12 protein-coding genes and 1 other RNA gene are annotated in these 16,125 nt (G+C 32.3%); 11 read left to right on the plus strand and 2 right to left on the minus strand.

The genetic code is table 11. The annotated features are described in order from the left end of the window. Positions 1-49 precede the first annotated feature (49 nt). Positions 50-363: RNase P RNA component class A (gene rnpB, locus C4S76_RS05740), an RNA gene on the minus strand. Positions 364-459: 96 nt separating this feature from the next. Here rnpB and truB point away from each other — a divergent pair. Then, positions 460-1,167: a tRNA pseudouridine(55) synthase TruB gene (gene truB / locus C4S76_RS05745; RefSeq protein ID WP_105193526.1), complete on the plus strand. Its 708-nt coding sequence runs from the start codon at positions 460-462 to the stop codon at positions 1,165-1,167. Positions 1,168-1,169: 2 nt separating this feature from the next. Here truB and C4S76_RS05750 read toward each other — a convergent pair whose 3' ends face one another. Next, entirely contained in the window at positions 1,170-1,949 is a 780-nt protein-coding gene (locus C4S76_RS05750) for a DeoR/GlpR family DNA-binding transcription regulator (protein ID WP_105193527.1), read from the minus strand. A gap of 321 nt (positions 1,950-2,270) precedes the next feature. Here C4S76_RS05750 and C4S76_RS05755 point away from each other — a divergent pair, with 321 nt between their 5' ends. From C4S76_RS05755 to C4S76_RS05800, 10 genes are all read left to right on the plus strand, one after another. Then, positions 2,271-3,068: an MIP/aquaporin family protein gene (locus C4S76_RS05755; RefSeq protein ID WP_105193528.1), complete on the plus strand. Its 798-nt coding sequence runs from the start codon at positions 2,271-2,273 to the stop codon at positions 3,066-3,068. A 68-nt stretch (positions 3,069-3,136) separates the two neighbouring features. After that, a complete protein-coding gene (gene fsa, locus C4S76_RS05760) occupies positions 3,137-3,787 on the plus strand; it encodes a fructose-6-phosphate aldolase (protein WP_105193529.1) in 651 nt (216 codons plus the stop codon). 51 nt (positions 3,788-3,838) lie between these two features. Further along, complete coding sequence (locus tag C4S76_RS05765; RefSeq protein WP_105193530.1) at positions 3,839-5,257, plus strand: sn-glycerol-1-phosphate dehydrogenase; 1,419 nt, start codon at positions 3,839-3,841, stop codon at positions 5,255-5,257. A 79-nt stretch (positions 5,258-5,336) separates the two neighbouring features. Next, positions 5,337-6,200, plus strand: a complete 864-nt coding sequence (locus C4S76_RS05770; RefSeq protein ID WP_105193531.1) for an HAD-IIA family hydrolase — start codon at positions 5,337-5,339, stop codon at positions 6,198-6,200. 6 nt (positions 6,201-6,206) lie between these two features. Further along, on the plus strand, positions 6,207-6,908 hold the full coding sequence (gene araD, locus C4S76_RS05775) for an L-ribulose-5-phosphate 4-epimerase AraD (RefSeq protein ID WP_105193532.1): 702 nt from the start codon (positions 6,207-6,209) through the stop codon (positions 6,906-6,908). Between the two features lie 56 nt (positions 6,909-6,964). Beyond that, complete coding sequence (locus C4S76_RS05780; protein ID WP_105193533.1) at positions 6,965-8,641, plus strand: ribulokinase; 1,677 nt, start codon at positions 6,965-6,967, stop codon at positions 8,639-8,641. Between the two features lie 86 nt (positions 8,642-8,727). Then, on the plus strand, positions 8,728-10,395 hold the full coding sequence (locus C4S76_RS05785; protein WP_105193534.1) for a ribulokinase: 1,668 nt from the start codon (positions 8,728-8,730) through the stop codon (positions 10,393-10,395). A gap of 827 nt (positions 10,396-11,222) precedes the next feature. Continuing rightward, a complete protein-coding gene (locus C4S76_RS05790; protein WP_105193535.1) occupies positions 11,223-12,305 on the plus strand; it encodes an NAD(P)H-dependent glycerol-3-phosphate dehydrogenase in 1,083 nt (360 codons plus the stop codon). A 62-nt stretch (positions 12,306-12,367) separates the two neighbouring features. Continuing rightward, a complete protein-coding gene (locus C4S76_RS05795) occupies positions 12,368-14,050 on the plus strand; it encodes a ribulokinase (RefSeq protein ID WP_105193536.1) in 1,683 nt (560 codons plus the stop codon). Between the two features lie 20 nt (positions 14,051-14,070). Further along, positions 14,071-16,098, plus strand: coding sequence for a transketolase family protein (locus C4S76_RS05800; protein WP_105193537.1), 2,028 nt, complete (start codon positions 14,071-14,073; stop codon positions 16,096-16,098). Positions 16,099-16,125: the final 27 nt, after the last annotated feature.

Here is a 16,125-nt window from a genome sequence, read left to right on the forward strand (position 1 = left end):
ATAATAGTAGTTTGCATACCCATAATTCCTTAATCTATATATAGTAAATGAAAAAAGCAAATCAATAAGCCGGATTCTGTCATTTTTCAGTTCTGAAAAAGCCCTGTTATTTATCTAGAATAAGAATTACTTCTTACTTCAAACTGCTTACCCCCCGACATCGGACGGATAACCCTTATAAGTCGGTATACATAGCATTGCACCTCACAGAGTTTACCTGATTTCACTACAGCCTAACTGTACTTGCTTTCTGTTGCACTTGTCCTCACTTTACAGTGGACGGGCGTTACCCGCTGTGATATCCTATGGTGTCCGGACTTTCCTCTTTCATTAAAAATGAAAGCAACAAGGTTGATTTGCTTTCTGCAAAAATACGATATTTTCCCTAGTTTTGCATGTGAAAACTTTACACTACTTAAAAAACAATATTGTTGATTTATTTTAAATATAATAAATATTATGTATTCCTTGAAAGAAATTGAAGATGGTAAAATTTTTTTAATAGATAAACCTTTAGATTGGACTTCATTTGATATCGTTAATAAAATAAAATGGAGAATAAAAAAGCATTTTAAACTAAAAAAAATTAAAGTAGGACATGCGGGAACTTTAGACCCTAAAGCTACAGGGCTGTTAATTGTTTGTGTAGGCAAAGCAACCAAAAAGATACAAGAAATACAAGATGCATCAAAAATGTATACAGGTACAATAAAATTAGGTGTACAAACTCCATCTTTTGATACCGAAACAGAAGAATTTAATCATAAAAGCATTAATCATTTAACTGAAAAACAAATAAATGAAAATATACAATATTTTATAGGGGAAGATATTTGGCAAAAACCGCCTGTTTTTTCTGCATTAAAAAAAGAAGGAAAGAGGTTATATGAAATTGCCAGAAAAGGAGAACAAATTGATATACCCTATAGAAAAATCTCAATATATGATTTTAAAATACATCGTATAGAGCTACCTTTCATTCATTTTTCAATACATTGCAGTAAAGGGACATATATACGGTCAATCGCTCATGATTTTGGTAATAAGTTAGGGGTAGGAGGATATTTAACCCAATTACGACGTGAGAAAATAGGGAATTATTTAATTGAAAATTCTAATAATTCAATTATCGAAAAAGATAATTTTTTTCATGAAAACCTTAAATGAAATTATTTAGCAATCACAACTTCAATTCCCAAATCTTCCAGTTTTTTATAGTATATAGAAGAAATTCCATCATCGGTAATTAAAACATGGATTTTGTCTAAATCAGTAATCTTGCCAAAACCGCGTTTTCCTATTTTTGATGAATCCGCAACAACAATTACCTTTTCTGAATTGCGGATCATTAATTGATTCATTTTTGCTTCCAAGGTACTGGAAGTAGATAAGCCAAACTCAAAATCAATTCCATCAGCCCCTAAAAAAAGTTTATTACAAGAATAATTAGTAATCATAAGTTCTGCATATGGTCCCATAACTGAACCAGATTTTGTTCGAACATCACCTCCTAGTTGGATTACATCCAAATTAGGATTGCCATATAATAGAGTGGCAGATTTAAGTGAAGAAGTTAAAATAGTGAGTTTCTCATAATGATTTCCGATGATTTGAGCTATATTTTGAGTGGTAGTACCGGAAGATATTATAATAAAATCATTATTTTTAATAAAATTTAGTGCAGTATTTGCAATTTTTGTTTTTTGTTCTACATTAATTGTTTCTTTTTTATTCACATTTCTTTCACCAATAATAAAAGATTCACGCGTTGCACCACCATGAGTTCTATATAATTTTCCTATTTTTTCTAAATGATTTAAATCTTTACGAATGGTTACTGCTGAAACAGTTAATTTTTTACATAAATCGGCAACTGAAACATAATGATTTACATTTAATTCATCTAAAATTTTTTGTTGACGGATATTATTTATGTTATTATTTTTCATTTAAAAATTACTTTTTATTTAAAGTGATAATGAAATGCAAAAATAAATAATTAATTTTATCCTAAAAATTGAAACATTATAAAGATAAATTATAGTAGATGTAAAGTTTCGTTATAGAAACTTGCAAATATATATATAACTATTTGTTTTTCAATAATTTAATCTATGTTTTTGATGTTGTTCTCTTATGTTATCTTATCAAACATGTCATTTATCATAAAAAAAATACAGTTTACCCATTGTATAGTTTCGATTTGGTAAATATATTTGCTTTATTGAAAATTAAATAACATTTTAAACTAAAACCAAAAAATTAAAATTATGGATGTAACAACAAAGTTTGTAGGAGAGTTATTAGGCTCATTCACTTTAATAGCCTTAGGGTGTGGAATAAATATGAATCTTAATCTCAACAAATCCTATGGCGAAGGAAACAAAGCAGCGATAAGCGGACCACTATCTTGGGGTTTTGCTGTAGCAATGGCAGTAATTGTATCTTCTCCTTTCGATACAGGGGGGCATTTTAATCCGGCTGTAACAGTGGGTCAATGGGCAGCAGGAGTTTTAGATGCTAAATTTTTATTACCCTACATCGTAGCACAATTTATAGGTTGTTTTTTAGGAGCTATAGTAGTGTCATTTGTATATAAAGGACATTTTGATGCCACTTCTGACGACCCAGGAAAACTATTAGGAGTATTCGCTACAAGTGCTTCAATTAGAAAGAATAACGGAGTTTTCAATTTTTCTGCAGAAACAATAGCAACTTGTTTCCTTGTTTTTATAGGATTAGCAATGGGGGCTAACCATGGTGGAGAAGTTGTGGTAAATGCTCAAGTAAAAAATGTAAGCCACATGGTAGGATTTGGATCTTTAGGCGCTTTGCCTTCCGGATTTATGATTTTTGCTATAGGTATGGCTTATGGAGGGGTAACAGGTTGGTCTTTAAATCCTGCTAGAGATTTAATGCCTAGATTAGTACATCAGATATTGCCAATAAAAGGAAAAGGTAATAGTGAGTGGGGGTACGGAATAATATATGCTTCTATTGCACCTATGATTGGAGGGTTAATAGCTGCAGCCATATATTTAAGTGTTCAAGATTATTTTATAAAATAAGAATTAAATAATAAAATTTAGAATATAAATATATATTCAAAACAAAAAACAAATTAAAATATCTAAGGATGAAATTTTTTATAGACACTGCAGATTTAGAGCAGATTAAGAAAGCTCAAGAATTAGGAGTATTAGATGGGGTTACTACTAACCCCTCTATAATGGCAAAGGTTGGTATTACCGGTAAAGAAAATATTCATGCACATTATAAAGCTATATGCAATATAGTAGATGGAGATGTGAGTGCAGAGGTACTTTCAACAGATTACGAAGGTATAATCAGAGAAGGAGAGGAACTAGCTAAAATAGATAAACAAATTACAGTTAAAGTTCCTATGATTTATGATGGAGTAAGAGCAATTAAATATTTTTCAAGCAAAGGAATAAAAACAAATTGTACTCTTGTATTTTCTTCAGGTCAGGCTATTTTGGCAGCTAAAGCGGGTGCTACATATGTTTCACCATTTATCGGTAGGTTAGATGATATTTCTACTGATGGGTTAAATCTTATTGAAGAAATTAGAACTATTTATGATAATTATGGTTATAAGACAGAAATATTAGCCGCTTCTATAAGATCGCCTATGCATATTATAAATTGTGCTAAAATTGGGGCAGATGTGATAACATCACCATTAGCACCAATATTAAATCTACTTAAACACCCATTAACAGATAATGGTTTAGCACAATTTATAGAAGATGCTAAAAAATTATAATTTATTTTATTTAATGAACTAAAATATAGAATAAACATTTAAAAAATTAATATGTCAAAAGAAAGTATAGCTTCTGCCCTCAAACAAGCGACAGAAACAAAGTTTTTGGAAATAGGTTCAGGTATTTTAAATAAAGTACCTAATATATTTAAAGATCAGTTTCCAGGTAAAAAAGCTATTATTATAGCAGATCCTAATACCTACAGAGTTGCAGGGAAAGAAGTACATGAAGCCTTAAAAAATGCAAATTTAGAAGGTGTAGAACCCTATATTTTAGATGATCCTAATTTATATGCGGATTATATTTTTGTTGAACAAATAAGAGATTATTTAAGAGATAAAGATGTTACTCCCATAGCAGTAGGATCTGGTGTTATCAATGATTTAACTAAAAGAGCTAGTTCAGAATTAAAACGCCCTTACATGTGCGTAGCTACTGCAGCATCTATGGACGGATATTCTTCTGCTGGAGCATCTATCACTAATAAAGGTGCAAAAATAACTCATGCATGTGAAGCTCCACAAGCATTAGTTGCAGATATTGATATTATATCAAAAGCTCCATCATTAATGACTGCCTCTGGGTATGCAGACTTATATGCAAAAGTAGTTTCAGGTGCAGATTGGCTTCTTGCAGCTGAATTAGCAGATCCAAACAAACCTAAAAAAGGTATAGAACCAATCACAAGTGCATGGAATATTGTACAGGATGGATTAGCAGAATCTTTACAAGATCCTGTAGGAGCTAAAAATGGAGATCATAAAGCTATAGAATTATTAACTGAAGGGTTAATGTTAGGCGGTTTTGCGATGCAATCTATGGAATCATGGGGAGCAGGAGTAAGCCGTCCGGCATCAGGATCAGAACATCAATTTAGCCACCTTTGGGATATGGAACATCATACTTTTAAAGGAGAGATGGCTAAAAAATTTGGATTGTATCCTAACCAAGATGAACAAGCCCCTTCACATGGGTTTAAAGTAGGGATTGGAACTTTAGCAATAACTGCTATGTATGAAGTAATGCTTAAAACTCCAATAGAACAATTAGACGTTGAGGCTGCAGTTGAAAAATGGCCTTCATTAGAAGTACAATTAAAAGAAATTGATGAAATGTTCGGTGGAACAGATATACATCCGTTTGCAACTACTCAAACTTCAGATAAGTATGTAACCAAAGAAGAATTGAGAGAACAATTAAATAAAATTAAATCTAACTGGTCTGTATTAAAAGATAAGCTTAGAAAACAAGTAATTCCTTTTGAAGAAACTAAAAAACGTTTATCAGCAGTAGGAGCTCCTGTAGAACCAGAACAAATCGGAATAACTAGAAAAAGATTAAAAGATAGTTTTTACCGAGCACATAAAATCCGAAGCAGATATACGATTTTAGATTTTGCCTATAGAGCAGGATATTTTGATCAATGGATTGAAGAATTATTTGGAGAAAATGGAGTTTTAAAAGGTTAATATTTAATTATACCACACTTATATTATAATTATTTTTTAGCTTATATAGGTGTGGTTTTTTTATTGAAAATCAAAAAATATGAAAAATCATATTACAGATAATAGTCAAATTTCCCCAGAACTTTTAAATAAAATAAAAAAGATAAAGCATGTAGCATTAGATATGGATGGAACCATATATAATGGAACTACTTTATTTCCATTTACAATTAGTTTTCTAAACAAACTGAAAGAATTAGGCATAAGCTATTCTTTTCTCACTAATAATCCTTCAAAAAGTATTGAAGATTATCTGAAAAAACTAGAAAATTTGGGGATTTCAGCTACAGAAGAAGAAATGTATTCTTCAGCAGTGGCTACGATTGATTATTTGAAAAATAACTATCCGGAAGCAAAAAGATTATTTATACTAGGTACTCCAAGTATGATTAAACAATTTGAAAAAGCCGGATATATTTCAACAGAAGATTCTGCAGAAGATATACCTGATGCATTAGTTGTAGCTTTTGATATGACATTGACTTACGAGAGATTATGTAGAGCTTCCTGGTGGGCAAAACAGAATATTTTATATGTAGCAACAAACCCGGATAGAGTATGTCCTACCGACCAGCCCGTTGTTTTAGTAGATTGTGCTTCAATTTATTCATGTATTGAGACAGCTACAGGACGTAAGCCAGATATTGTTTTAGGAAAGCCGCAAAAAGAAATGCTAGATGGAATTTTAACTTCAAAAAAATTAAAACCAGAAGAAGTAGCCATGGTAGGAGATCGTATTTATACAGATATGATGATGGCTCACAATGCAGGAGCTTTTGGTGTTTTGGTCCTTACAGGAGAAGCAACCTTAGATGATGCAAAAAAAGCAGATCCTGAATTAGACATCATTTTGCCTAGTATTGAAACACTAGGTAATTTAATAGAATATTCACACTTAAAATAGAAAAAAATGGGAAAATATAGCTATATAAAAGAAGAAGCATACGAAGGAAATTTATTACTTCCCAAACTAAACTTAGTATTATTTACTTGGGGAAATGTTAGCGTGGCAGATCATAAAGAAGGTGTATTTGCAATAAAACCCAGTGGAGTTCCGTATGATAAATTAACTATTGAAAGTATGGTAATAGTGGATTTTGAAGGAGAAGTTATTGAAGGAAATTTAAGACCTTCTTCTGATACCCCAACTCATGCAGTTCTTTATCAACATTGGAATGATGTAAATTCTATAGTTCATACACACAGCACCTATGCTACAGCGTGGGCGCAATCACAACTTGATATACCTATTTTCGGGACTACACATGCAGATCATACTACATCTGACATACCATGTGCGCCACCAATGAGTGATGAGATGATAAAGGGAGATTATGAATATCAAACAGGTTTTCAAATACTAAATATCTTAAAAGAAAAAAAATTAAATCATAAAGAAATGGAAATGGTTTTAGTAGGAAACCATGCTCCATTTACATGGGGGGAATCAGCCATAAAAGCAGTTTATAATAGTGCTGTATTGGAAAACGTAGCTAAAATGGCCTATCTAACACGACAAATAAATCCCAAAGCACCTAAATTAAAAGATGCATTAATCAATAAGCATTACGAAAGAAAACATGGGGCTAATGCCTATTATGGACAAAAATAAAATAGACAAATAAATAAGTATAAACACATACAATAAAACTAAATAAAGCAAAAAAAATGGAAAAAATTTCAAATAATTTGGTTATAGGAATTGATTATGGTACAGACTCGGCGAGAGCTATGCTGATGGATGCCGAAACGGGAAAAGAATTAGCACTATCAGTAAAAGAATATCCAAGATGGAAAAAAGGTTTATACTGTGATCCTGTAAATTTTCAGTTTAGACAACATCCGTTAGATTATATAGAAGTGCTAGAATATATTGTAAACGATGTAGTACGTACAGTACCTGATTCGAAAAATAAAATAAAAGCACTAGCTATAGATGTTACTTGTTCAACACCAATAGTAGTAGATAAAGAAGGAACGCCATTAGCTTTAAGATCCGATTTTGCAGAAAATCCTAATGGAATGTTTATTCTATGGAAAGATCATACAGGAGTTAGAGACTGTGATCAGATTAATGAATTTTCTAAAAAATGGCATACAGATTATACAAGATATTGTGGAGGTGGGGGTAATTACTCAGCAGAGCATTTTTGGGCAAAAGCTTTACATATTTTCAGAGTTGACCCTGAAGTAAAGGAAGTAGGATACTCTTTTGTTGATGCCTGCGATTGGTTATCCAATGTAATAGTAGGAATTAACAAACCAGAAGAATTAAAAAGAAATATTTGTACAGCAGGGTTTAAAGTATTATGGAATAAAGAATGGGGAGGCTACCCTCCTAACGATTTCTTTAAGTCATTAGATCCGGCTCTAGACGGGATAGTAGATACTTTCTCTAAAAAAGTCTATACCTGCGTAGAACCTATAGGAAATTTAACAGAAGAATGGGCAAAAAGATTAGGACTTACTACCCAAGTTAAAGTAGCAGCAGGAAATATAGATGCTCATGCAGGAGGTATTGGTGCTGGGGTAAAAAATAAAGCCATAGTACAAATTATAGGAACCTCTACTTGTGACATAATTGTAGGACCTAAGAGCAATGAAAATACATTGATTTCAGGCATTTCAGGACAAGCAGATGATTCAGTAATTCCAGGAATGGTAGGGTATGAAGCAGGACAATCCGTATATGGTGATTATTATGCATGGTTTAAAAAAGTTCTAATGTGGCCGCTTCGAGAAATATTTGCCAAAACCGAATATATAGATGGAGCTACTAAAGAAAAAGTTATACAAGAAGTATATGATAAAATGATTCCTGAGTTAGCTAGACAAGCAAAGGTTATACCTGCAACAGATAGCCATATAGTTGCTACTGACTGGATCAATGGTAGAAGAACCCCTAATGTAGATTATGACTTAAAAGGAACGATTACAGGTTTAACACTTTCAAGTTCTGCTCCTTTATTATATAAGTCTATAGTAGAAGCAACCGCATACGGTTCAAGAGCTATAGTTGAACAATTTATTAATAATGGAATTGAAATAGAAGAAATTATAGCAGTAGGAGGAATTTCGCAAAAATCACCCTATGTAATGCAAGTGCTTTCAGATGTTTTAGGTATGCCTATTAAAGTAATAGCTACAAGAGAAGCTTGTGCTTTAGGAGTAGCAATGTGTGCAGCTGTAACAGCAGGAGTATACTCTAAACTAGAAGAAGCTCAGGAAAAAATGGGAATGGGAATATCTACCATTTATTATCCTAATGAAGAAAATCATTCACATTATAATATTGAATATAAAAAATACCAACAGTTAGAGAAAATTAAAGATCTAACTAAATAGTTAAAAATAGTATAAAGAAGAAAAAAGATAATTTAAATTATTCTTTTCTCTATTTATAAAGTATAAAACTAAAAAAAAACAAAAAAATGGAATTATCAAATAATTTAGTAATCGGTTTAGATTATGGAACAGATTCTGGGAGAGCTATCTTAATGGATGCAGAATCTGGTAAAGAATTAGCGCTTTCACTAAAAGAATATCCCAGATGGAAACAAGGATTATATTGCGATCCGGTAAAATCTCAATTTAGACAACATCCATTAGATTATTTAGAAGTATTAGAATATATAATAATTGATGTGTTAAAAAAAGTGCCTGGAGCAGCTGAAAAAGTTAAAGCTATCAGTGTAGATATGACTGGATCTACTCCTGTAGCGGTAAATAGGGAAGGTACTCCATTATCTCTACTTCCTGAATTTTCAGAAAATCCGGATGCGATGTTTGTCCTTTGGAAAGATCACACAGGACAGAAAGACAATGATTATATAAACGATTTTTCTAAAAAATGGCATATTGATTATACAAAATCTGCAGGATGTGGAGATTATTCAACAGAACATTTTTGGACAAAAGCTTTGCATATCTTTAGAATTCCTGAGATAAGACAAGCAGCTCATTCATTTGTAGAATCAAGCGATTGGTTACCAGGTATACTTTGTGGTATTACAAAGCCAGAGGATTTAAAAAGAGGAATGGGAATAGCAGGTTCTCGTGTAATGTGGAATAAAGAATGGGGAGGATACCCGCCAAATGAATTTTTTAAAGCTATGGATCCTGCTCTAGATGGATTAGTTAATACTTTCAATAAACAAGCTTTCACTTGCGATCAGGCAGCTGGTACTATTACAGAACAATGGGCAAATAAATTAGGCCTGCCTAAAAACGTAATTATAGCAGTAGGAAATTTAGACTGTCATGCAGGAGCAATTGGAGCAGGTGTTAAAGATAAAGCAATGGTGGAAATTGTAGGAACTTCTACCTGTGCTATTACTGTAGGGCCTAAAAAATTAGGAAATAAATTAATACCCGGTATACCTCAACAAGCAGATGATATTATTCTTCCAGGAATGACTGGCTTTGAAGCAGGGCAATCTGCATTTGGAGATTTATATGCATGGTTTAAAAGAATGTTAATGTGGCCATTAGACAATATTATGTTAAAATCAAATATTGGAGATGCAGAGACCCGACAAAAACTGAGAGATGAAGTTTATGCAGAAATGATACCTAATTTAGCAAGACAAGCAAAAGTTATACCTCCTAAAGATAGTCAAATTATAGCGACAGATTGGATTAATGGAAGAAGATCTCCCAATGTTGATTATGATTTAAAAGGAACAATTACCGGACTAGCCCTATCAAGTATAGCTCCTTTGGTGTATAAATCACTAGTTGAGGCTACAGCCTATGGTGCAAGAAATATAATTGATAGATTTATAGATAATGGAATAGAGTTAAATGAAATTATTGCAGTAGGAGGAATCTCACAAAAATCACCTTATGTCATGCAAGTAATGGCAGATGTAATCGGAATGCCAATAAAAGTAATCGCCACTAGAGAAGCATGTGCCTTAGGGGTAGCTATGTGTGCTTCAGTTGTAGCTGGTGTATATGAAAATTTGGAAGAAGCACAAAGAAAAATGGGCATGGAAATTTCAACTATTTACTATCCTAATCAAGAACATCACGAACATTACAATTCAGAATTCAAAAAATATCTACAGTTAGAGGATATAAAAAAACTTGCAGAATAAATAATTAAAAGAACTAAAAATTAATGATTTAGTATCTTTAGAGTATTTTAAATAGTGTTGAAGTTGTTTATTATAAAAAAATGGATGAATCCGTAAAATTATAAACAACTTCAATTGCTATTGTAGAAATTTAAAAAAAAGAATATTACTAAGTACAAAATAAGTCAGTATCAAGAAAAACATTTTTCTTAAAAATCAATCTAAAAGTTCTGATTTTCAACACTATATTATAAATCATGCAAATAAGTTAAAAAGTTATATAGCTGATCATTATGTTTTAGATAAATCTACTTTTTACTTTTAGCTTAAATATTAAAGTCTTTAAATACATTTTTTTATGTAATACTAAATTTTTTGAGAAGAAAATGATTTTAAAAGTTATAATAACTTATAAATAATCAATAATATACAATAACCAATTAACTTATTAAAGTATAGTAGTTAATTATAAATTATATATAAAATTAAATATATAAAAAAAACAATATTAAATAATTTTTATATATTTTGAAATCGTAAATTATATTTCTTTTATTTTATTATATATTTCGAAAAAATAATTAATAAATATTAATTAAATATGGATAAATTTATTTATATGTCTGTAAATTAGTATTTTATATTTATATATTTGCATATATGATTTCTTTCATATATGATATATTTTTATATAATATAGCCTGAAAATATTTTTTAATTCTTTATTTTTGTAAAATAATAATTACCAAACAGAAAGTGAATAAATTTTTTGTATATAGAGTTTTAATTATATAATAAAGATTAAATAATATATTAGAATTAAAAAAAATAATACAATATTGAATAAAATGGCAAATACTGAAAAATCAAAAATAGCAATAATAGGATCAGGAATTATGGCGACAGCCTTAACATTTCCGTTAGCTGAAAATGGACATGAAGTGCATTTAGTAGGTACGCATTTAGATAGGGATATTATAGATTCAATACAAAAAACGGGAATTCATCCTAATTTAGGATTAAAAATACCTTCAAGTGTAAAAGCTTACCAATTAGAACAAATAGAAGAAGCCTTTGACGGAGTAGATGTAGCCATGTCTGGAGTGAATTCATTTGGTGTAGATTGGGTAGGAGAGCAGTTGGCAAAGGTAGTTAAACCTGGAATGATGGTATTTTCCATAACAAAAGGTATGCAAGCAGATTCAGAAGGAAATCTGGTTATTCTTCCTGAAGTGATTAAAAAGTATTTTCCTGAAGATTTAGTTCGTTCTGTTACATGGTCAGCAGTTGTAGGTCCTTCTATAGCCGGAGAAGTAGCAGTACATCACGATACTTGTGTAGTTTTTTGTGGAGAAGATCAAGCATCATTAAATAGACTAGCTAATATGTTCCGTACAGATTATTATCATGTTTGGACATCTACTGACATTGTTGGTATGGAAGTAGCTGCTGCAACAAAAAATATATATGCTTTTGCTGCAGGATTTAATGAAGGTATCAGAGATAAAAATGGAGAGCAAAATGATCGTTATGTGAGATTCAATTACGGTTCGGCCGTATTTGCTCAGGGGCAGGTAGAACTTACACAGTTTATGCAATTACTATCAGATAACCAAGTATTAAGTCCTAAGCATCTCTTAGTAGGTTCAGGAGATATGTTTGTAACCTCTATGGGAGGAAGAAATGTGAAAGCAGGTCGATATGTAGGAGCAGGAATTCCATTTTCAGAAGTAAGAGATGTCCATATGAAAGGAGTTACTATGGAGGGTGTGGCAGCAATAAGAGTAATTGGAGGAGCTATGGCACCTTTAACCAAACGAGGAATAATAAAAGAAACGGATTTCCCTTTATTAAGACATCTTTATGATATTATAGTTAATGACAAACCACTTAATATGCCTTGGGAAAAGTTTTTTGACGGAGAAAAATAGAAAAATCTCTTTAAAAACTAAAAAAGAAAGAAAATAAACACAAAACAAAACTACACAAAATAATGGAGAAAGATAGTTATATATTAGGAGTAGACTTTGGTACTCTTTCAGTAAGAAGTACAATTGTTAGAGTAAGTGATGGCTTTGAAAAAGGAACAGCAGCCGTAGAGTATAAGCATGGAGTTATGGATACTCACCTTACAGCTAGTGAAGGTGAACCTTTGCCTCCGGACTTTGCCCTACAGGTACCTGCAGATTACTTAGAAGCATTTCACAAATCGGTTCATGGGGCTATTGAAAATTCTGGAGTATTAATACGTCATATTATAGGAATAGGGATTGATTTTACCTCTTCAACAGTTTTAGCTACAGATGAGAAAGGTACTTCATTAAGTGATTATCCTCAATTCAAAAATCGTCCACATGCATATGCAAAATTGTGGAAACACCATGGAGGGAATAGCCAAGCAAAACGTTTGCTAGAAGTGGCAAAAAAAAGAAATGAATCGTGGTTACCTCGTTATGGAGGATTACTATCTTCAGAATTGGCATTACCTAAAGTATTGGAAACCTTTGAAGAAGATCGGGAAATATATGATAAAGCTGCCTATTTTGTAGATGCAACAGATTGGATTGTTTGGCTTTTAACAGGGAAATTAGTATATGCCAGTGGAGACTCAGGATTTAAAAGACATTTTCAGGATGGGCAATATCCAAGCTCTGAATATTTAGAAGCAGTAGCGCCCGGATTTGGGAATATGTTTATTGATAAAATGAGTGGACCTGTACAACCTTTAGGTTCAAAAGCCGGAGAGTTAACAGATAAAATGGCAGAATGGTTAGGATTAAATCCCGGAATATCCGTAGCTGTAGGTAATATAGATGCGCATGTAACCGCTGCAGCTATTAAAGCAGTAGAACCGGGTATTATGACAGCCATTATCGGAACTTCAGCTGTTTATTTAGTGAATGCCGAAGATTTTAAAGAGGTTCCGGGTATGTTGGGAATTGTGTATGAAGGAATTAATGAAGGGTTATGGTGTTTTGAAGCAGGACAGTCAGCATTTGGTGATTTATTTGCTTGGTTTATATCAAATTGCGTACCCGAAGAATATGAAGTAGAAGCTAAAAAAGAAGGAATAAATATTCATGATTACCTAACCAGAAAGGCCTCATCTCAGGAAATAGGAGAACATGGACTTATCGCATTAGACTGGCATAATGGTAATCGATCCATTTTATCAGACGCACATCTTTCCGGACTTATTTTAGGACAGTCATTAATAACCCGGGCTGAAGATATTTACAGAGCATTATTAGAATCTTGTGCATTTGGAGCTAGAAAGATCATTGAAACAATTAAAAATAACGGAGTAGAAATTAAAGAAATTGTTGCAGCAGGAGGTTTATTAAAAAACAAATTCTTAATGCAAATGCTCAGTGATGTTACCCGAATTCCACTTTCAATTTCAGATGCCTCCCTAGTAGGAGCTTTAGGTTCTGCAATATACGGAGCAGTAGCCGCAGGGTGTTATAAAAATTTGCAAGAGGCTTCAAATGCAATGGGAAATAAAGTGCCTAATGTATATAAACCTCATGAAAATAGATCAATAAAATATGACAAATTATATCAGGAATATTTAATTTTACATGATTATTTTGGAACAGGGCAAAATGATGTAATGCATAGACTTAAAGCCATTAGAGAGGAAGCAATTAAAGAAAAAAACTATAAAAAAAATTAAGATAAAACAAAAAAATAAACATGAACGATATTAAAATTTTAAATAAAGCAGCAGATAACATTAGAATTTTAGCTGCTTCTATGGTAGAAAAAGCAAAATCAGGGCATCCGGGCGGAGCTATGGGAGGAGCTGATTTTATAAATATTTTATATTCCGAGTTTTTAGAATATGATCCTAAAAATCCAAGATGGGAGGGAAGAGACAGATTTTTTATGGATCCGGGGCACATGTCTCCGATGTTGTATTCTACTCTGGCTTTAGTAGGTAAATATTCTATGGATGATTTAAAACAATTCCGCCAATGGGGAAGTGTTACTCCTGGACATCCGGAATTGGATGTAGATAGAGGGGTAGAGAACACTTCAGGACCTTTGGGACAAGGTCATGCTTATGCAGTAGGAGCCGCTATTGCTGCAAAATTTTTAAAAGCACGTTTAGGAGATGTAATGAATCAGACTATTTATGCTTTTATTTCTGACGGAGGAATTCAAGAAGAAGTTTCCCAAGGAGCCGGACGTATTGCAGGACATTTAGGATTGGATAATCTTGTTATGTTTTATGATTCAAACGGCATACAACTATCTACTAAAGTAGCAGAAGTAAATGAAGAAAATGTAGCTGCTAAATACGAAGCATGGGGGTGGAAAGTAATTACCATAGAAGGCAATAATCCGGAAGCAATACGTAAATCATTAAAAGAAGCAAAAGCCGAAAAAGCAAAACCTACTTTAATTATAGGTAAAACTATAATGGGCAAAGGAGCGGTAACAAAAGAAGGTAAATCTTTTGAAAATCAAGTATCTACTCACGGACAACCTTTAGGAGATGCCGGAGCAAGTTTAGAAAAAACTATTGAAAACTTAGGTGGTAATCCACAAGACCCATTTGTTATTTTTCCTGAAGTAAAAGAACTATATGCCAAAAGAGAAGCAGAGTTATTAAAATTAGTAGAAGAAAAAAAATCTCAAAAAAATAAATGGGCTCAGGAAAATCCTGAATTAGCTAAAAAGTTAGAAGTTTGGTTTAGTGGAGTAGCACCTAAAGTGGATTGGAGCAAAATTGAACAAAAACCTAATGCAGCTACTCGTGCAGCTTCTGCAACAGTATTAGCAACCTTAGCCCAACAGGTGGAAAACATGATTGTTTCTTCTGCCGACTTGTCTAATTCTGATAAAACTGATGGGTTTTTAAAACATACACATGCTTTAACCAGAGGAGATTTTTCTGGTGCATTTCTTCAGGCAGGAGTTGCTGAATTTACCATGGCTTGTTTATGTTTAGGAATGAGTTTACATGGAGGAGTTATTCCAGCTTGTGCAACATTTTTTGTATTCTCAGATTATATGAAACCAGTAATCAGAGTAGCAGCTTTAATGGAGCAACCTGTTAAATTTATTTGGACACATGATGCTTTCAGAGTAGGAGAAGATGGACCTACCCATGAACCTGTTGAGCAAGAAGCACAGATACGTTTAATGGAAAAATTACAAAATCATAAAGGTCATAATTCTATGTTAGTTTTACGACCTGCAGATGTACAAGAAGCAACTGTAGCTTGGAAATTAGCTATGGAAAATACACATACACCTACAGGACTTATTTTTTCTCGCCAGAATATAAAAGATATTCCATCTCAGGGAAAAAGATATGAAGAGGCATTACAATCAGAAAAAGGAGCTTACATTGTACAAGAAGATAAAAACTTTGAAGTTATTTTATTAGCTTCAGGATCTGAGGTATCAACATTAGTAGAAGGAGCTGAATTATTACGAAAAGACGGAATAAAATCAAGAATTGTATCTGTTCCTTCAGAAGGATTATTCAGAAGTCAATCTAAAGAATATCAAGAATCTATATTACCTAAAGATAAAAAGAAATTTGGTTTAACTGCAGGTTTGCCTGTAAATTTACTAGGATTAGTAGGAGATTCAGGTAAGATATGGGGATTAGAATCTTTTGGTTATTCTGCACCTGCTTCAATCCTAGATCAAAAGTTAGGTTTTACCCCTGAAAATGTATATAAACAAGTTAAAGAATATTTAGGTTAAAATTCATAAAATTGTAAAGGGTCCATA

The organism is Apibacter adventoris, assembly GCF_002964965.1.
Classification (GTDB): domain Bacteria; phylum Bacteroidota; class Bacteroidia; order Flavobacteriales; family Weeksellaceae; genus Apibacter; species Apibacter adventoris.

Bases quoted from the DNA above. Each gene is read 5' to 3' on its own strand.
- truB (WP_105193526.1), top strand. From the start codon at position 460: ATGTATTCCTTGAAAGAAATTGAAGATGGTAAAATTTTTTTAATAGAT.
- C4S76_RS05750 (WP_105193527.1), bottom strand. From the start codon at position 1,949: ATGAAAAATAATAACATAAATAATATCCGTCAACAAAAAATTTTAGAT.
- C4S76_RS05755 (WP_105193528.1), top strand. From the start codon at position 2,271: ATGGATGTAACAACAAAGTTTGTAGGAGAGTTATTAGGCTCATTCACT.
- fsa (WP_105193529.1), top strand. From the start codon at position 3,137: ATGAAATTTTTTATAGACACTGCAGATTTAGAGCAGATTAAGAAAGCT.
- C4S76_RS05765 (WP_105193530.1), top strand. From the start codon at position 3,839: ATGTCAAAAGAAAGTATAGCTTCTGCCCTCAAACAAGCGACAGAAACA.
- C4S76_RS05770 (WP_105193531.1), top strand. From the start codon at position 5,337: ATGAAAAATCATATTACAGATAATAGTCAAATTTCCCCAGAACTTTTA.
- araD (WP_105193532.1), top strand. From the start codon at position 6,207: ATGGGAAAATATAGCTATATAAAAGAAGAAGCATACGAAGGAAATTTA.
- C4S76_RS05780 (WP_105193533.1), top strand. From the start codon at position 6,965: ATGGAAAAAATTTCAAATAATTTGGTTATAGGAATTGATTATGGTACA.
- C4S76_RS05785 (WP_105193534.1), top strand. From the start codon at position 8,728: ATGGAATTATCAAATAATTTAGTAATCGGTTTAGATTATGGAACAGAT.
- C4S76_RS05790 (WP_105193535.1), top strand. From the start codon at position 11,223: ATGGCAAATACTGAAAAATCAAAAATAGCAATAATAGGATCAGGAATT.
- C4S76_RS05795 (WP_105193536.1), top strand. From the start codon at position 12,368: ATGGAGAAAGATAGTTATATATTAGGAGTAGACTTTGGTACTCTTTCA.
- C4S76_RS05800 (WP_105193537.1), top strand. From the start codon at position 14,071: ATGAACGATATTAAAATTTTAAATAAAGCAGCAGATAACATTAGAATT.